The following is a 13,470-nucleotide window of genomic DNA, read 5'->3' on the forward strand; positions in this document are numbered from 1 at the left end:
GCCGTTCCGTCGTTGCGGGCTGACGTCGGCCGTTACGTCGTCGTGGGCTGGCGTCGCGGGACCGCCGTTCCTCGTTGTGGGCAGTCGTTCCGCATGGGGGTCCCCCCTGGACGTAGTCCTTGGGGGAGGAACGGGTGGGCACAACGAGGAACGGCCCCCCGGCCTGAGGGTCCCCCCTGCGCGCCACGACGGTGGGTGGGTCCGGTGGCGGCCCGGGGGTCACGTGCTCAGATTGGCTCGTGCGGGGCCTTGAGAGCGAGGCGTCACTGCGTCGCCAATCCTGCGCGCGCGACCCCCGGTCCACCCCCGTCCCGTTGTCGGGCGCCTGTCGGCCGGCTGGGGGTGGGGTGGGAGGGCCCGCCCGCCCGCCCGGTGGGCGGCTCACCCGCGGCGGGGGTGGGGTGCGTGGGACCGCCCACCCGTGGGCCGCTCACCCCCGGTGGGGGTGCGGGCCCGCAAGAGGTGGGGTCTCAGTCCGCCGAGCCGTACATGCGGTCGCCCGCGTCGCCGAGGCCCGGGACGATGTAGCCGTGCTCGTTGAGCCGCTCGTCGACCGCCGCGGTCACCACCGTCACCGGCGTCCCCGCCAGGTCCCGCTCCATCACGGCGACACCCTCCGGCGCGGCCAGCAGCACGACGGCCGTCACATCGTCGGCACCCCGCTTGATCAGCTCCTGGATCGCCGCGACCAGCGTGCCGCCCGTGGCGAGCATCGGGTCCAGGACGTACACCTGGCGCCCCGAGAGGTCCTCGGGCATGCGCGTGGCGTACGTCGACGCCTCCAGGGTCTCCTCGTTGCGGATCATGCCCAGGAAGCCCACCTCGGCGGTCGGCAGGAGCCGGACCATGCCGTCGAGCATGCCGAGGCCGGCCCGCAGGATCGGCACCACGAGCGGCCGCGGGTGGGAGAGCCGTACGCCGGTCGTCGGCGTGACGGGGGTCTCGATGTCGACCTGCTCGATGCGCACGTCCCGGGTGGCCTCGTACGCGAGCAGGGTGACCAGCTCGTCGGCGAGCCGCCGGAAGGTCGGGGAGTCGGTGCGCCTGTCGCGCAGCGTGGTGAGTTTGTGCGCCACCAGCGGGTGGTCGACGACGTGGATCCGCATGCCCACAACAGTAGCCCGCACTGGCATCAACCCACGCAGGCGAGGGAAGGTGGAGTCGGAAGAACCCAGCCCTGGGGTGGTGGTGTGGCCATGCCGGACCAGGAAGAACCCGACCGACAGGCGGCCGGCGATACCGAGCGCAGGAGGCGCCGCGCGCAGTTCCTGCGTGAGCTGAACGAGGCCAAGGCGCTGCGGGATCGCGTCCAGCCCCGCCGGGCGCGGGCGGCCCGGATGCGCCAGGCCATGCGGATGCGCACATTCCGCTGGTAGGGCGGCCGCGGTCACGGTTGGTGATCATCGGTGACGTGTGGTTCGGATGGGTGACGCCGACCGGCCCCCGGCCTCAGACTGGTGCACGACGCAAGAGCGGAACACCTCTCCTTCAGGCCCCGGATCTGCCACGATGCCGAGTGGGCGGGGCATTCAGGAGCGTGCCGCCCGATCGTCACACCTCTGATCAGTGGGAGAGTCACGGTGTACTTCGCCGCACTGCTCGCGCTCACCGAAGACGGGTGGGTAGCGAGCGACACAGAGCTCGACGATGTGGAGACCCTGGCGGATCTGACCGACCTGGCCCGCGAAGCCTCGCCGGACGACGACACGGTGCTCGTCTTCATCGAGCAGGAGGACGCGTGGTTCGGCATCGTCCGCGTCGAGGGCGAGGACGATCCTCGTATCTACGTCTCGGACGGGGCGGCCGCCGCCCGTTCCTCGTACGGGGAGATCCTCACCAGGGAACTGCTCGGCGACGACCTGGCCGACGACGACGCCGACCTGGACGCGCTCGACCTGGACGGCACCGAGGACGGGGAGCCGGACGACACGGAGGACGAGGCGGAGTCGGCCGCCGAGGCCGTGCCCGCCGCGCCGGTCGGCGACACCCGCATCCTCGACGACCTGGGCCTGTCGGAGAGCGATCTGCTGGCGCTCTCCACGGACGCGCTCGCGGAGATCGCGGACGCCCTGGGTGCCTCCGAGGTCCTGGAGACCGTGCGCTAGTGCCCGACCGGACCGACCTGCACGATCCCGTACGTGAGCCCTGGCAGGCGCCGATGCGGCAGGCGTTGGCGGAGGCCGGGCTGGCCGCGCGGGCCGGCGACGTGCCGGTCGGCGCGGTCGTGCTCGCCCCGGACGGCGAGCCTCTCGCGACCGGCTTCAACGAGCGGGAGGCCACCGGCGATCCGACGGCGCACGCCGAGGTGCTGGCGCTGCGCCGTGCGGCGCGGCGGCTCGGCGCGTGGCGGCTCACCGGCTGCACGCTCGTCGTGACGCTGGAGCCGTGCGTGATGTGCGCGGGCGCGCTCGTGCAGTCCCGCGTGGACCGGCTGGTGTTCGGGGCCCTGGACGAGAAGGCGGGCGCGGCCGGATCGCTCTGGGACCTCGTACGGGACCGGCGGCTGAACCACCGCCCGGAGGTGATCCACGGCGTCCTGGCGGACGAGTGCGCGGCCCTGCTGACCGGCTTCTTCCGCGACCGCTGATATCGATTTCGGCGTACGGGCACCTTTGGGCTAAGCTCTCTCTCGGTAGCGTGTCCGAGCGGCCGAAGGAGCTCGCCTCGAAAGCGAGTGTGGCGCAAGTCACCGAGGGTTCAAATCCCTCCGCTACCGCTCTCTTGTGAAGGGCCCCGGCGCGATGGCGCCGGGGCCCTTCCTGTGTGTGCGCAGCACCGGTTCCGCTCATCGGGGGCTCGGTTAGACTCACCCGACCGCCCAGGGATCACAGGGGAGAGACGGGGGAGACGGGACCGATGGCACAGGCGAAGAAGATCACTCTCTATGTCCTGGCCGTCTTCGTGCTGTACACGATCATCAACTCCCCCGATCGGGCCGCGGACCTCGTCCAGGTAGGGTTCGAGGGCATTTCGTCCGCTGCCCAGGGCGTCGGCCAGTTCATGACCGAGCTCGTCAACTAGGAGTCACTGTGATCCGCCACCTGGTCCTGTTCAAGCTCAACGAGGGTGTGCGGCGCGACGAGCCGCGTGTCGAGGCCGGCGTGAAGGCCTTCCAGGAGCTGGGCGGGATCATCCCGGAGCTGAGGTTCTGGGAGTGCGCCTGGAACATCACGGACCGGCCGATCGCGTACGACTTCGCCATCAACTCGGCGGTCCAGGACACGGACGCCCTGAAGCGGTACATCGAGCACCCCGCGCACCAGGCGGCCGCCGGGCAGTGGCGCGAGTTCGCCACCTGGGTGATTGCCGACTACGAATTCTGAGCCCCCTCCACCACGGCGAGCCCCGCACCCCCCGAGGTGCGGGGCTTTTCGCTGTGCCCCTGCGCAGGTCAACACGACGTTATGCGGTGCTTGCACACAGTGGACATGTCTTGTGATGCTATGACCGCTTTTGACGGATGAGTTGACCGAAGTTGACCGTTGACCGCGAAGGGGTGGCGCGATCGTGCCGGCCAGTACCACGCCTCAACAGGTGCCGCCCCAGAACGAGTCGAACGAGACCAAGGAGACGACGAAGGACGCCGAGCCCCAGCCGCAACCGCAGCCCCACCCCGAGCCGCAGACCCAGCAGTCCCAGCCGCAGGCGCGCTCGCGGTCCGGGGGCAGCAGCCGGGCGGCGGACACCCGGGCGCTCACCCAAGTCCTCTTCGGCCGGCTGAAGACCCTCCAGCCGGGCAGCCCCGAGCACCACCGGGTCCGGGCGGCGCTCATCGAGGCGAACCTCCCCCTCGTGCGGTACGCGGCGGCCCGCTTCCGCTCCCGCAACGAGCCCATGGAGGACGTCGTCCAGGTCGGCACGATCGGGCTGATCAACGCGATCGACCGGTTCGACCCCGACCGGGGCGTGCAGTTCCCCACCTTCGCCATGCCGACCGTCGTCGGCGAGATCAAGCGCTACTTCCGGGACAACGTCCGCACCGTGCACGTCCCGCGGCGGCTGCACGAGCTGTGGGTCCAGGTGAACGGCGCCACCGAGGACCTGACGACCCTGCACGGCCGCTCACCCACCACCGCCGAGATCGCCGAGCGACTGAAGATCTCCGAGGAGGAGGTCCTGTCCTGCATCGAGGCGGGCCGCTCGTACCACGCGACCTCCCTGGAGGCCGCCCAGGAGGGCGACGGCCTGCCGGGGCTGCTCGACCGGCTCGGCTACGAGGATCCCGCGCTGGCCGGTGTCGAACACCGCGACCTCGTACGGCACCTGCTCGTCCAGCTGCCCGAGCGCGAGCAGCGGATCCTGATGCTCCGTTACTACAGCAATCTGACGCAGTCCCAGATCAGCCAGGAACTCGGCGTCTCGCAGATGCATGTGTCAAGGCTCCTCGCCCGGAGCTTCGCCCGTCTGCGATCCGCAAACAGAATCGACGCGTAACCGGATCGGGTAGACCCGTTCGGTCCACAATTCACCGCCCCAAAAGCCGCACACCCCTTGTTTCCAGCACAGATTCAGCCACTCCTTGTCGACAAGTCACTACAGCGTGTTGCCGACATGTGACATTCTGCTGGAACCGCGTTTGCCGCAGTCTCGGCGCCGGTATTCAGGTGGAGGCTGCGTTCCTCCGATGGTCGCGGCTCACGCGACCGTCCGCGACCTCAAGGGGGTGGCATGTCCGCAGAACAGGGCAGCTCGAAGGTGCTCACGCTCACCAAGAGCGAGCCGGCCGCCGCGCTTCCCGCCACGTCGGAAGCCATCGACACGCGCACGCTTTCCCGCTCCCTGTTCCTCCGTCTCCGCGCGCTCGACGCGGAGGGCGCGGGGGCGGACAGCCCGGAGCGCACCTACGTGCGTGACACCCTGATCGAACTCAACCTCCCGCTCGTCCGGTACGCCGCCGCCCGCTTCCGCTCCCGCAACGAACCGATGGAGGACATCGTCCAGGTCGGCACCATCGGCCTGATCAAGGCGATCGACCGGTTCGACTGCGAACGGGGCGTGGAATTCCCCACGTTCGCGATGCCGACGGTCGTCGGGGAGATCAAACGCTTCTTCCGCGACACCTCCTGGTCCGTGCGCGTCCCGCGCCGCCTCCAGGAGCTGCGACTGGCGCTGACCAAGGCGAGCGACGAGCTGGCGCAGAAGCTCGACCGCTCGCCGACGGTGCCCGAACTCGCCGCCGTACTGGGGGTGTCGGAGGAGGACGTGGTCGACGGCCTCGCCGTCGGCAACGCGTACACGGCCTCGTCGCTGGACTCGCCGTCCCCGGAGGACGACGGCGGGGAGGGCTCGCTCGCGGACCGGCTCGGCTACGAGGACAGCGCGCTCGAAGGCGTCGAGTACCGCGAGTCGTTGAAACCGCTGCTGGCCAAACTCCCGCCGCGCGAACGGCAGATCATCATGCTGCGGTTCTTCGCGAACATGACGCAGTCGCAGATCGGCGAGGAGGTCGGCATCTCGCAGATGCACGTCTCGCGGCTGCTCACGCGGACGCTGGCGCAGCTGCGCGAGGGCCTGATCTCGGACTGAGTCCCGTACGGCACTTCATAACTGACGATACGTCAGACACACTGGCGCGATGCGACGCGCGATGCGGCGGAGGGCCGGTGTGGTGACCTGGGCGGCGGCGTGCTGTTTGGGCGCCGCCGCCATCGCCGCGTGCGGCGGCGAGGCGGGTGAAGGACGGACGGCGGTCGGGGCGATCGGCGATCCCGGGACGGGCGCGGTGGCGCCGACGGGCGACGTACGGATGGTTCCCCTGGCGCCGCCGGAGGGGACGGGCACGCCACCCGGAGGGGGCAGCTCGGCGACAGGCGGACCGCGGGCGGCCGCGAGTGGGTCCGTACGGCCACAGCCTCCAGGGGAGGGACCGTCTCCCGGTGGGCCGTGGCCCTCGACGGCCCCGGCCGCGCCGCAGCCGACGGCTCCGAAGCCCGCCGCGCCGAAGCCGACCGCGACGACGGCACCGACGCCGTCCCCCGCGCCCACGACATCGCCCACGCCCACGCTCCCCCCTGCGCCCGCGCGTGTGACCGTCGCCGCGCCGGTCCGTTCCGCCACGGACCGGCGCTGGTGCGAGCAGGTGACGCTGGAGTTCCGTAACACCGGTGGGTCACCGGCGCGTTCGGGGACGGTCGCCTTCGGTACGCATGTCATCGGCGCGCTCGGCATCGACTGGGCCACCGTGTGGACGGCTCAGCCGCTGCCCGCGCCGATCCCCGCGGGCGGGGCGAGGACGGGGACGTATCTGGTGTGCGTGGACGCGTGGCGGGTGCCGCTCGGGATGCGGGTGGAGACCCGCGAGGTCACCGCCACGTGGGAGTGAGGGGCGAGGTCAGCCGAGGGCGAGCCAGGCGACCGCGGCGATGACGACGATGACCGCGACGACGCCGACGATGAGGCCGACGCGCGGGCCGGCCGACTGGACCGCCGCCGCGGGCTGCTGACGCTGGGGGGCGCCCTCGTCGACGAAGGCGCGGAACATCTGGGTGCTGCCCGCCGGGTCGTAGGAGCCGTTGCCCTCGGGGCCCTGGGGGGCGTGGGGGTTGTGTGCCATGGGGCAGGACCCTAGCGAATCCGGGGCTCCGGCCCCACCCCGGGCGTCCTTTGCCAGGTCTTTAGCCGTTTGCGCCCCCATTTCATTTGCCTGTAGCAACCATCAGTATCTATGGTTGCCCTAAGCAACAAGATGCGGAGGTGTCCGTCCGTGGCAGCGCGGAGTCAGTACGAGGAGCTGGCCCGCCAGGTCAGCGCGATGAGCGCCGTGAAACGCGGGGTCGCACGGCTGCTGCCCAGCGAGTGCCCGGGGGGATCGGCCGCCGTGCTGGCCCTGCTGGACCGGTACGGCGAGATGCGGCTCAGCCGCCTCGCCGAGCTGCTGGCCGTCGACATGTCGGTCACCAGCCGGCACGTCGCCCATGTCGTGGAGCACGGCTGGGTCGAGCGCACGGCCGACCCGGACGACAGACGCTCCCGCATCCTCCGGCTCACCCCCGCCGGCCGGGACCTGCTCGACGACCTGGGCCGACGGGCGGCGGACCTGTTCGCCCAGAACCTGAAGGACTGGACCGACGACGAGGTCGGACAGCTCATCACGCTGCTCGCCCGCCTCCGCGCCTCGTTCGGAGACTGCCGGGCCCACATCCCGAAGACGAACGCGTAAAGGAAGTCATGGCTACGACCACACAGACCGCTGTGCGGGACGGCCACGCCGAGGGGGCCGCCGGCGGGCCGATGACGCACCGACAGATCATGGAGGCGCTGTCCGGGCTGCTGCTCGGCATGTTCGTCGCCATCCTCTCGTCGACGATCGTCTCCAACGCCCTGCCGCAGATCGTCTCCGACCTCGGCGGCGGCCAGAGCGCCTACACCTGGGTGGTGACGGCCTCGCTGCTGGCGATGACCGCGACCACGCCCCTGTGGGGCAAGCTGGCGGACCTCTTCTCCAAGAAGCTGCTGGTGCAGCTGGCCCTCGTCATCTACGTCGTCGGGTCGGTCGTCGCGGGCACGTCCCAGAGCGCGGGCATGCTGATCGCCTGCCGAGTGGTGCAGGGCATCGGCGTGGGCGGCCTGTCCGCGCTGGCCCAGATCGTCATGGCCGCGATGATCCCGCCGCGCGAGCGGGGCCGGTACAGCGGCTACCTGGGCGCGACGTTCGCCGTGGCGACCGTCGGCGGGCCGCTGCTCGGCGGCGTCATCACCGACACCGACTGGCTCGGCTGGCGCTGGTGCTTCTACGTGGGCGTGCCCTTCGCGGTCCTCGCGCTGATCGTGCTGCAGAAGACGCTGCGGCTGCCGGTGGTACGGCGCGAGGTCAAGATCGACTGGTCGGGTGCGGCGCTCATCAGCGCGGCGGTGTCGCTGCTGCTGATCTGGGTCACCTTCGCGGGCGACAAGTACGACTGGCTGTCATGGCAGACGTACGTGATGGTCGGCGGGTCGCTGCTGCTGGGCGCGCTGTTCCTGTGGACGGAGTCCCGGGCGAGCGACCCGATCATCCCGCTGCGCCTGTTCCGCAACCGCACGATCAGCCTCGCCTCCCTCGCGTCGCTCTTCGTGGGCGTCGCGATGTTCGCGGGCACGGTCTTCTTCAGCCAGTACTTCCAGCTGGCGCGGAACGAGTCGCCGACGATGTCGGGCGTCCTGACCATCCCCATGATCGCGGGCCTGTTCGTCTCGTCCACCGTCTCGGGCCAGATCATCACGAGGACGGGCCGCTGGAAGGCCTGGCTTGTGACGGGCGGCGTCCTGCTGACGGCGGGTCTCGGCCTGCTGGGCGGCATCCGCCACGACACCGCGTACTGGCACGTCGCCGTGTTCATGGCGGTGCTGGGTCTCGGCCTCGGCATGATGATGCAGAACCTGGTCCTGTGCACCCAGAACCAGGTCGCCCCGGAGGACTTGGGCGCCGCCTCCTCCGTCGTCACCTTCTTCCGCTCCCTGGGCGGCGCGGTGGGCGTCTCGGCGCTGGGCGCGATCATGGGCCACCGGGTCACCACGTACGTCCAGGACGGCCTGGCCGCGCTGGGCCCGAAGGGCGCGGCCCTGGGCCACGGCGGCACCGCGGGCGGCGGCATCCCGGACCTGGACGCGCTGCCGGCGCCGATCCGGACGGTGATGGAGTCGGCGTACGGCCACGGGGTGGCGGACGTCTTCCTCTACTCGGCGCCGTTCGCGCTGATCGCCTTCCTGGTGACCCTCTTCATCCGCGAGGTCGCTCTGAAGCGCGCGTGAGCCCCCGGCGGGCGGCCCCGAGCGGAGGCCCCCCACCCGGCGCGGAAACGGCCCCGGCACGGACCGGGTGGCAGGGGACGCCACCCGGGCGCGCCGGGGCCTCCTACTGCCGGGCGGGGAGCGCCCGCAGGAGCAGGCGCACCGCCCGTCAGGCGGCTGGCGGCAGGATCACGTGGCCCGCTGCCGGGGACGTCTCCGAGCCGTCGGGGAGGACCGCGGTCACCCAGTAGTAGTGGGTGGTGCCGGTGGCGGCGGTGGCGTCCGTCCAGGTCGTGGCGGTGACCGGGGCCGCGGTCAGGCGCTCGTACTGTGCCGTGTCACGGTTCCAGCGGTACACCAGGTAGCCGGACGCGTCGTCGACCGCCGTCCACGACAGGTCGACGCCCGGGCCCTGAGCGGCCGCCTTCAGCGAGGTCAGCTGCAGCGGGGCGCCCGGCGGGGTCTCCACCGTCGGCGTGAGGTCCAGCAGCGCGACGGGCACGGCCTGGGCGTTGCCGGTCCACTTGAAGCTGGAGTTGTTCCATTCGTCGACGGCGTCGATGAAGAAGCACAGCTCGTCGCCGTCGGGCGTGCGCTGGTACGTGTACGTCGTGGTCGCCTTGTCGAGGTAGTACGCGGCGCTGCCGCTGCAGACCCGCTCCTCCTCGTCGCCCCACAGGTAGCCGATGTACACCTCGTACCGCTTCAGGTCCGGGTCCGTGTTGGCGTTCCAGTTCAGCACCACGCCGTATTCGGTCGGCGTGGCCGTCAGGCCGGTCACGGCGGCGGGCGGGGTGCGGTCCCGGTACGTCGCGGTCACCTCGTTCGACAGCGCCGACGCGGCACCGTCACCACTCACCGCCGCGACCGCCCAACTGGCGGTCTCGTAGCGGCCGAGGGTCGTGTCGACGCATCCGTGCACCGCCGTGTCGCCCTCGTGGCGGACCAGGGACGGCTCGCAGGCGATGAGCGTGCCGGTGGTCGCGGCCACCGGCGACGTCGCCGCGCGGTGCAGCCGGAAGGACGCCACGTCCGCGTCCTTCGGCACGCTCCACAGCAGTCGCATGCCCCGGCCGTCCTCCGTGATGGCCGACGAGAGCAGGGCCGGTACGGCCACGGGGCGGGTCGCCGTGGCGGTCGCGGCTGCGCTCGCGTTACCCGCGCCGTCCACGGCCGAGACGTGGTAGACGAAGGCCTTCCCGAAGGGCACGGCCGTGTCGGTGTGGCGGGTCCCGGTGGTCGTCGCGACCGGGGTGACCGCGCCCGTGGCCGCGTCCACGCGGCTGATCCGGTACGAGGCGGCGTCGGCCACGGGCTGCCAGGTCGCCGTGACACCGGTGTGCTCCGCGGTGAGCGCGAGTCCGGCGGGCGCACCGGGCGGGGTGGCGTCGACGCTGGTGACGAAGCTGTCCGCGCTGCCCGCCGACTCGTTGCCCGCCTTGTCGACCGCCCGCACCTCATAGGCGTACCCCGCGCCCGTGGCGGGAGGGGCGTCGGTGTACGCGGTGCCGGTCAGCAGGGTGCTGCCGCTGACCCTGGTCCACGTGGTGGTGCCGGCGGTGGACAGCCGTCGGTAGACGCGGTAGCCGGCGAGATCCATCTCCTGGTTCCTGGACCAGCGGATGGTGGCCTTGTGCAGTGTCGTGTCGTAGGCGGCGGTCACGCCGAGGGGCGCGAGCGGCCTCACCGTGTCGACGGTGGCGGCGGTGCGCGGCGCGTACAGGAACTTCACGTTGGCCGCGCCCGTCCACGCCACGAAGTCGACCCGCAGGGTGTGCTTGCCGCCCGGGACGGAGAGGTTGAGCGTCCGGCGCTGGGTCGAGGAGACGTTCCGCCACATGTCGATCTTGAGGGCGCCGTCGACGTAGACGCGAATGCCGTCCTGCGACTCCGCGGTGAAGGTGAACGGGCCGCCGGAGCCGAAGTCGCGGGTGACGGTCCAGCGGGCGGAGAAATTGTCCTTCGGCAGCGTGACCCCGGCCGGGTCGCCGTAGCCGTAGTTCTCGCTGATGGCCGCGTCGCAGCCGGTCAGCTTCGGTGTACCGCCGAAGGAGGTGTTCGCGAAGAACTGCACCTTCCAGACGGGAGAGGTGCACGAGACCGCCGCGGCGGCCGGTGTGGCGGAGAGCAGGGTGCCCGCCGTCGCGATGACGGCGGCAGCGGCCACGGCTCTCTGCCGTATACGGGTGTTCAGCACAGGTGGGAGGGCCCTTTCGAGCCACGGCGGCATGCCGCGGCGAAGGCGACGAGTACGCGGATGGGGCGTGGGGGCTCGTCGACCGGGTGGGGCCGGGGTACGCCGAGCGAGCGGACTCTACCGGTCCGGATCACATCCGGCCAGGTCTTTCCGGCCACCCCCGCGGCTCTGCGCTGCGCAGCCGCCCGGCTCATCGTTGTGCGCGGGCCGCCATCGACTCGATGCCCGTGATCATGAGGTCGAGGGCGAAGGCGAAGTCGCGGTCGCGCATCTCCGCGACCGTCTCGCCGCCCCGGGCGTCCATGATCTCCGTGGCGTACGCCATCACCTCGGCGACCTTCGGGTCGGCTCCGATCGAGCCCATGGCCTGCTGGAAGTACTCGTCCTGCGTGAGGCCCGCCTCGGCGCAGCGCTGGACGTAGTCGCCCTCGATCGTGCCGAAGCCGTACACGAACTGGAAGACCGCCGCGATCGCGCCGGTCTGCCGGTCCAGCGGCAGGCCCGTGTTGCGGATGACCCGCTGGACGCACAGGGACAGCGCCATCCAGTGCGGCCCGATGTTGAGGAACCGGCCCACCAGCGGCGACAGCCAGGGATGGTGGATCATCAGTGCCCGGTAGCCGTACGCCAGTTCGCGCAGCTGGTCCCGCCAGTCGCCGCCCGACTCGGAGTCGGGCAGCGGCACCTCGCCCGCGACCGCGTCGCAGGCGAGCTCCAGCAGGTCCTCCTTGGTGTCGACGTACCAGTACAGCGACATCGCGGTGACCTCCAGCTCCGCCGCCAGGCGGCGCATGGAGAACTTCGCGAGGCCCTCCGCGTCCAGCAGCCGGACCGTCGCCGCGGTGATGCGGTCCCGGTCCAGGCCGGACGGCTGGTCGGCGGCCGCCTTGCGGCGCCGGGTCCGTTTGCCGTCCTCCAGCCACACGCTCGTACGGGCAAGGGCCTTCGCAGGCTCCGCGGGCTGTGCGCTGTCGGGCGCCGACGCCATGTGCTTCCTCCTCGTTCCCGGCCGATGCTATGCGCGCTCGGCGCGCCGCAGGAGGAGGGCCGCCAGCAGTCCGCCCGCCAGGACGGCCGCCGCGCCGACCAGCTGGCTGGTCTCCAGGCCCGCCGCGAACGCCTCCGACAGGCGCGTCCGCTCCGCCGCGCTGCCCGCCGCCGCGAGCGCCGCCGGCAGGGAAGTCGCCGTGACGGCGGCCAGCGAGGCGAACCGGGCGTTCAGTACGGCCCCGAGGACCGCGACGCCCAGGCCGTTGCCGAACTCGGCGAGCGTGCCGTTGATGCCCGCGCCCACGCCCGCCTTCTCCGGCGGGATCGCGCTCATGATGGCGTTCGCCATGGCCGGCATCGACAGGGCCACGCCCGCGCCCATGACCACCAGGCCCAGCAGCATGCCGCCGTACCCCTGGCCGCCCAGCAGCGCGATGGAGACGAGGCCGCCCGACACCAGGGTCATGCCCAGCGCGATCGTGCCCGGCGTGCCGAGCTTGGGCAGCAGCCGCGCGCCGAGCCCGGTGAGGTTGAGCACGACGACGGTCAGCGCGAGCGGCGCCGTCCGCAGACCGGCCGCCAGCGGCTCGTACCCGAGGACGAACTGGAGGTGCTGGGTCAGCAGGAACAGCGAGCCCGTCATGCCGAAGGCGACCAGGATCGCGCCCGCCACCGCGCCGACGAACCGCTGGTTGCGGAAGAAGTGCATGTCCAGCATCGGGTACGGCGTGCGCAGCTCCCACAGGGCGAAGGCGCCCAGGACGAGGAGGCCCATGGCCGCCGCGACGAGCACCCGGCCGGACGTCCAGCCGTGCTCGGGCCCGGAGATGATCGCGTACACGACGGCGGTCATACCGACCGTGGACAGCAGCGCGCCGAGCAGGTCCGGCCGGTCGCCCTGCTTGTGCTTCGACTCCGGTACGAGCGCGGTGACCGCGAAGAGGCCGAGCACCGCGACCGGAATGTTGATCAGGAACAGCGCGCCCCACCAGAAGTGGTCGAGCACGAACCCGCCGATCAGCGGGCCCGCCGCGAAGCCGAGCGAGCTGACGGTGGACCAGATGGCGATGGCCTTGACCCGCTCGGTGTCGTCGAAGACCTGGACGACCACGGCGAGGGTCGTCGTCATCAGCAGCGCCCCGCCGACGCCCATCCCGGCGCGGGCCGCGATGAGCTGCGCGGAGGACTCCGCGTACGCGGCGGCCAGCGAGCCAACGCCGAACAGCGCCAGGCCGGACAGCAGCATCTTCTTGCGGCCGTAGCGGTCGGCGGCGTTGCCGGCGGTGAGCAGCAGGCCCGACTGGACCAGCGAGTAGGCGTTGATCACCCACTGGATGTCGGCGGTGGAGGCGTGCAGCTCCCGGGTGAGGGAGGGGATCGCCACGTTCAGGACGGTGTTGTCGAGCAGCACGGTGAGCTGGGCCAAGCAGATGACGCCGAGGATCAGCCAGCGCTGCGGGTGGCCTCCGCCGCTGCCGGGTGCGGCGGCGGAGCTGTTCGTGTTCTCGGCGGTCGTCGCCGTCATCAACGCTCCTTGTACGGTGTAAGGGGAACTGTCTTACACCGTACAAGGA

General features: G+C 71.4%; 15 protein-coding genes and 1 tRNA gene. 11 read left to right on the forward strand and 5 right to left on the reverse strand.

All coding sequences use genetic code 11. The features are described from left to right. Positions 1-470 precede the first annotated feature (470 nt). Positions 471-1,106 (reverse strand): uracil phosphoribosyltransferase, encoded by a 636-nt coding sequence (upp, locus tag ABEB09_RS15715; RefSeq protein ID WP_345690544.1) that lies wholly within the window; start codon positions 1,104-1,106, stop codon positions 471-473. A gap of 90 nt (positions 1,107-1,196) precedes the next feature. On the opposite strand from upp, the gene ABEB09_RS15720 reads away from it, so the two are divergent. The 9 genes from ABEB09_RS15720 to ABEB09_RS15760 all read left to right on the forward strand — a co-directional run bounded on the left by ABEB09_RS15720 (position 1,197) and on the right by ABEB09_RS15760 (position 6,322). After that, the gene (locus ABEB09_RS15720) at positions 1,197-1,376 is read left to right on the forward strand and encodes a hypothetical protein (RefSeq protein WP_345690545.1); all 180 of its coding nucleotides are present in this window, start codon (positions 1,197-1,199) and stop codon (positions 1,374-1,376) included. Positions 1,377-1,580: 204 nt separating this feature from the next. Further along, positions 1,581-2,105: a tRNA adenosine deaminase-associated protein gene (locus ABEB09_RS15725; RefSeq protein WP_345690546.1), complete on the forward strand. Its 525-nt coding sequence runs from the start codon at positions 1,581-1,583 to the stop codon at positions 2,103-2,105. Positions 2,106-2,158: 53 nt separating this feature from the next. Then, positions 2,159-2,587, forward strand: a complete 429-nt coding sequence (gene tadA / locus ABEB09_RS15730) for a tRNA adenosine(34) deaminase TadA (protein WP_345693951.1) — start codon at positions 2,159-2,161, stop codon at positions 2,585-2,587. 44 nt (positions 2,588-2,631) lie between these two features. Then, positions 2,632-2,716 (forward strand) — tRNA-Ser (locus ABEB09_RS15735). A gap of 140 nt (positions 2,717-2,856) precedes the next feature. Further along, complete coding sequence (locus ABEB09_RS15740; protein ID WP_345690547.1) at positions 2,857-3,021, forward strand: hypothetical protein; 165 nt, start codon at positions 2,857-2,859, stop codon at positions 3,019-3,021. Positions 3,022-3,029: 8 nt separating this feature from the next. Beyond that, positions 3,030-3,323, forward strand: a complete 294-nt coding sequence (locus tag ABEB09_RS15745) for a Dabb family protein (RefSeq protein WP_345690548.1) — start codon at positions 3,030-3,032, stop codon at positions 3,321-3,323. A 184-nt stretch (positions 3,324-3,507) separates the two neighbouring features. Further along, positions 3,508-4,434: an RNA polymerase sigma factor SigF gene (locus tag ABEB09_RS15750; RefSeq protein WP_345690549.1), complete on the forward strand. Its 927-nt coding sequence runs from the start codon at positions 3,508-3,510 to the stop codon at positions 4,432-4,434. A 234-nt stretch (positions 4,435-4,668) separates the two neighbouring features. Further along, positions 4,669-5,526, forward strand: a complete 858-nt coding sequence (locus tag ABEB09_RS15755) for an RNA polymerase sigma factor SigF (protein ID WP_345690550.1) — start codon at positions 4,669-4,671, stop codon at positions 5,524-5,526. 499 nt (positions 5,527-6,025) lie between these two features. Then, positions 6,026-6,322 (forward strand): hypothetical protein, encoded by a 297-nt coding sequence (locus ABEB09_RS15760; protein ID WP_345690551.1) that lies wholly within the window; start codon positions 6,026-6,028, stop codon positions 6,320-6,322. Between the two features lie 9 nt (positions 6,323-6,331). Here ABEB09_RS15760 and ABEB09_RS15765 read toward each other — a convergent pair whose 3' ends face one another. Then, positions 6,332-6,553 (reverse strand): hypothetical protein, encoded by a 222-nt coding sequence (locus tag ABEB09_RS15765; RefSeq protein ID WP_345690552.1) that lies wholly within the window; start codon positions 6,551-6,553, stop codon positions 6,332-6,334. 150 nt (positions 6,554-6,703) lie between these two features. Here ABEB09_RS15765 and ABEB09_RS15770 point away from each other — a divergent pair, with 150 nt between their 5' ends. Next, positions 6,704-7,159: a MarR family winged helix-turn-helix transcriptional regulator gene (locus ABEB09_RS15770; RefSeq protein WP_345690553.1), complete on the forward strand. Its 456-nt coding sequence runs from the start codon at positions 6,704-6,706 to the stop codon at positions 7,157-7,159. A gap of 71 nt (positions 7,160-7,230) precedes the next feature. After that, positions 7,231-8,730, forward strand: coding sequence for an MDR family MFS transporter (locus tag ABEB09_RS15775; RefSeq protein WP_465269109.1), 1,500 nt, complete (start codon positions 7,231-7,233; stop codon positions 8,728-8,730). 148 nt (positions 8,731-8,878) lie between these two features. On the opposite strand, the gene ABEB09_RS15780 is transcribed toward ABEB09_RS15775, so the two are convergent. The 3 genes from ABEB09_RS15780 to ABEB09_RS15790 all read right to left on the reverse strand — a co-directional run bounded on the left by ABEB09_RS15780 (position 8,879) and on the right by ABEB09_RS15790 (position 13,421). After that, positions 8,879-10,876 carry a PA14 domain-containing protein gene (locus tag ABEB09_RS15780; RefSeq protein WP_345690555.1) on the reverse strand — a complete coding sequence of 666 codons (1,998 nt, stop codon included), beginning with the start codon at positions 10,874-10,876 and terminating at the stop codon, positions 8,879-8,881. Between the two features lie 220 nt (positions 10,877-11,096). Further along, on the reverse strand, positions 11,097-11,894 hold the full coding sequence (locus ABEB09_RS15785; RefSeq protein ID WP_345690556.1) for a TetR/AcrR family transcriptional regulator: 798 nt from the start codon (positions 11,892-11,894) through the stop codon (positions 11,097-11,099). A gap of 27 nt (positions 11,895-11,921) precedes the next feature. Further along, positions 11,922-13,421 carry an MFS transporter gene (locus ABEB09_RS15790; protein WP_345690557.1) on the reverse strand — a complete coding sequence of 500 codons (1,500 nt, stop codon included), beginning with the start codon at positions 13,419-13,421 and terminating at the stop codon, positions 11,922-11,924. Positions 13,422-13,470: the final 49 nt, after the last annotated feature.

Origin of the sequence: Streptomyces coeruleoprunus (genome assembly GCF_039542925.1) — a bacterium.
Lineage (GTDB): Bacteria > Actinomycetota > Actinomycetes > Streptomycetales > Streptomycetaceae > Streptomyces > Streptomyces coeruleoprunus.

Bases quoted from the DNA above. Each gene is read 5' to 3' on its own strand.
- upp (WP_345690544.1), bottom strand. From the start codon at position 1,106: ATGCGGATCCACGTCGTCGACCACCCGCTGGTGGCGCACAAACTCACC.
- ABEB09_RS15720 (WP_345690545.1), top strand. From the start codon at position 1,197: ATGCCGGACCAGGAAGAACCCGACCGACAGGCGGCCGGCGATACCGAG.
- tadA (WP_345693951.1), top strand. From the start codon at position 2,159: ATGCGGCAGGCGTTGGCGGAGGCCGGGCTGGCCGCGCGGGCCGGCGAC.
- ABEB09_RS15740 (WP_345690547.1), top strand. From the start codon at position 2,857: ATGGCACAGGCGAAGAAGATCACTCTCTATGTCCTGGCCGTCTTCGTG.
- ABEB09_RS15755 (WP_345690550.1), top strand. From the start codon at position 4,669: ATGTCCGCAGAACAGGGCAGCTCGAAGGTGCTCACGCTCACCAAGAGC.
- ABEB09_RS15765 (WP_345690552.1), bottom strand. From the start codon at position 6,553: ATGGCACACAACCCCCACGCCCCCCAGGGCCCCGAGGGCAACGGCTCC.
- ABEB09_RS15775 (WP_465269109.1), top strand. From the start codon at position 7,231: ATGACGCACCGACAGATCATGGAGGCGCTGTCCGGGCTGCTGCTCGGC.
- ABEB09_RS15785 (WP_345690556.1), bottom strand. From the start codon at position 11,894: ATGGCGTCGGCGCCCGACAGCGCACAGCCCGCGGAGCCTGCGAAGGCC.
- ABEB09_RS15790 (WP_345690557.1), bottom strand. From the start codon at position 13,421: ATGACGGCGACGACCGCCGAGAACACGAACAGCTCCGCCGCCGCACCC.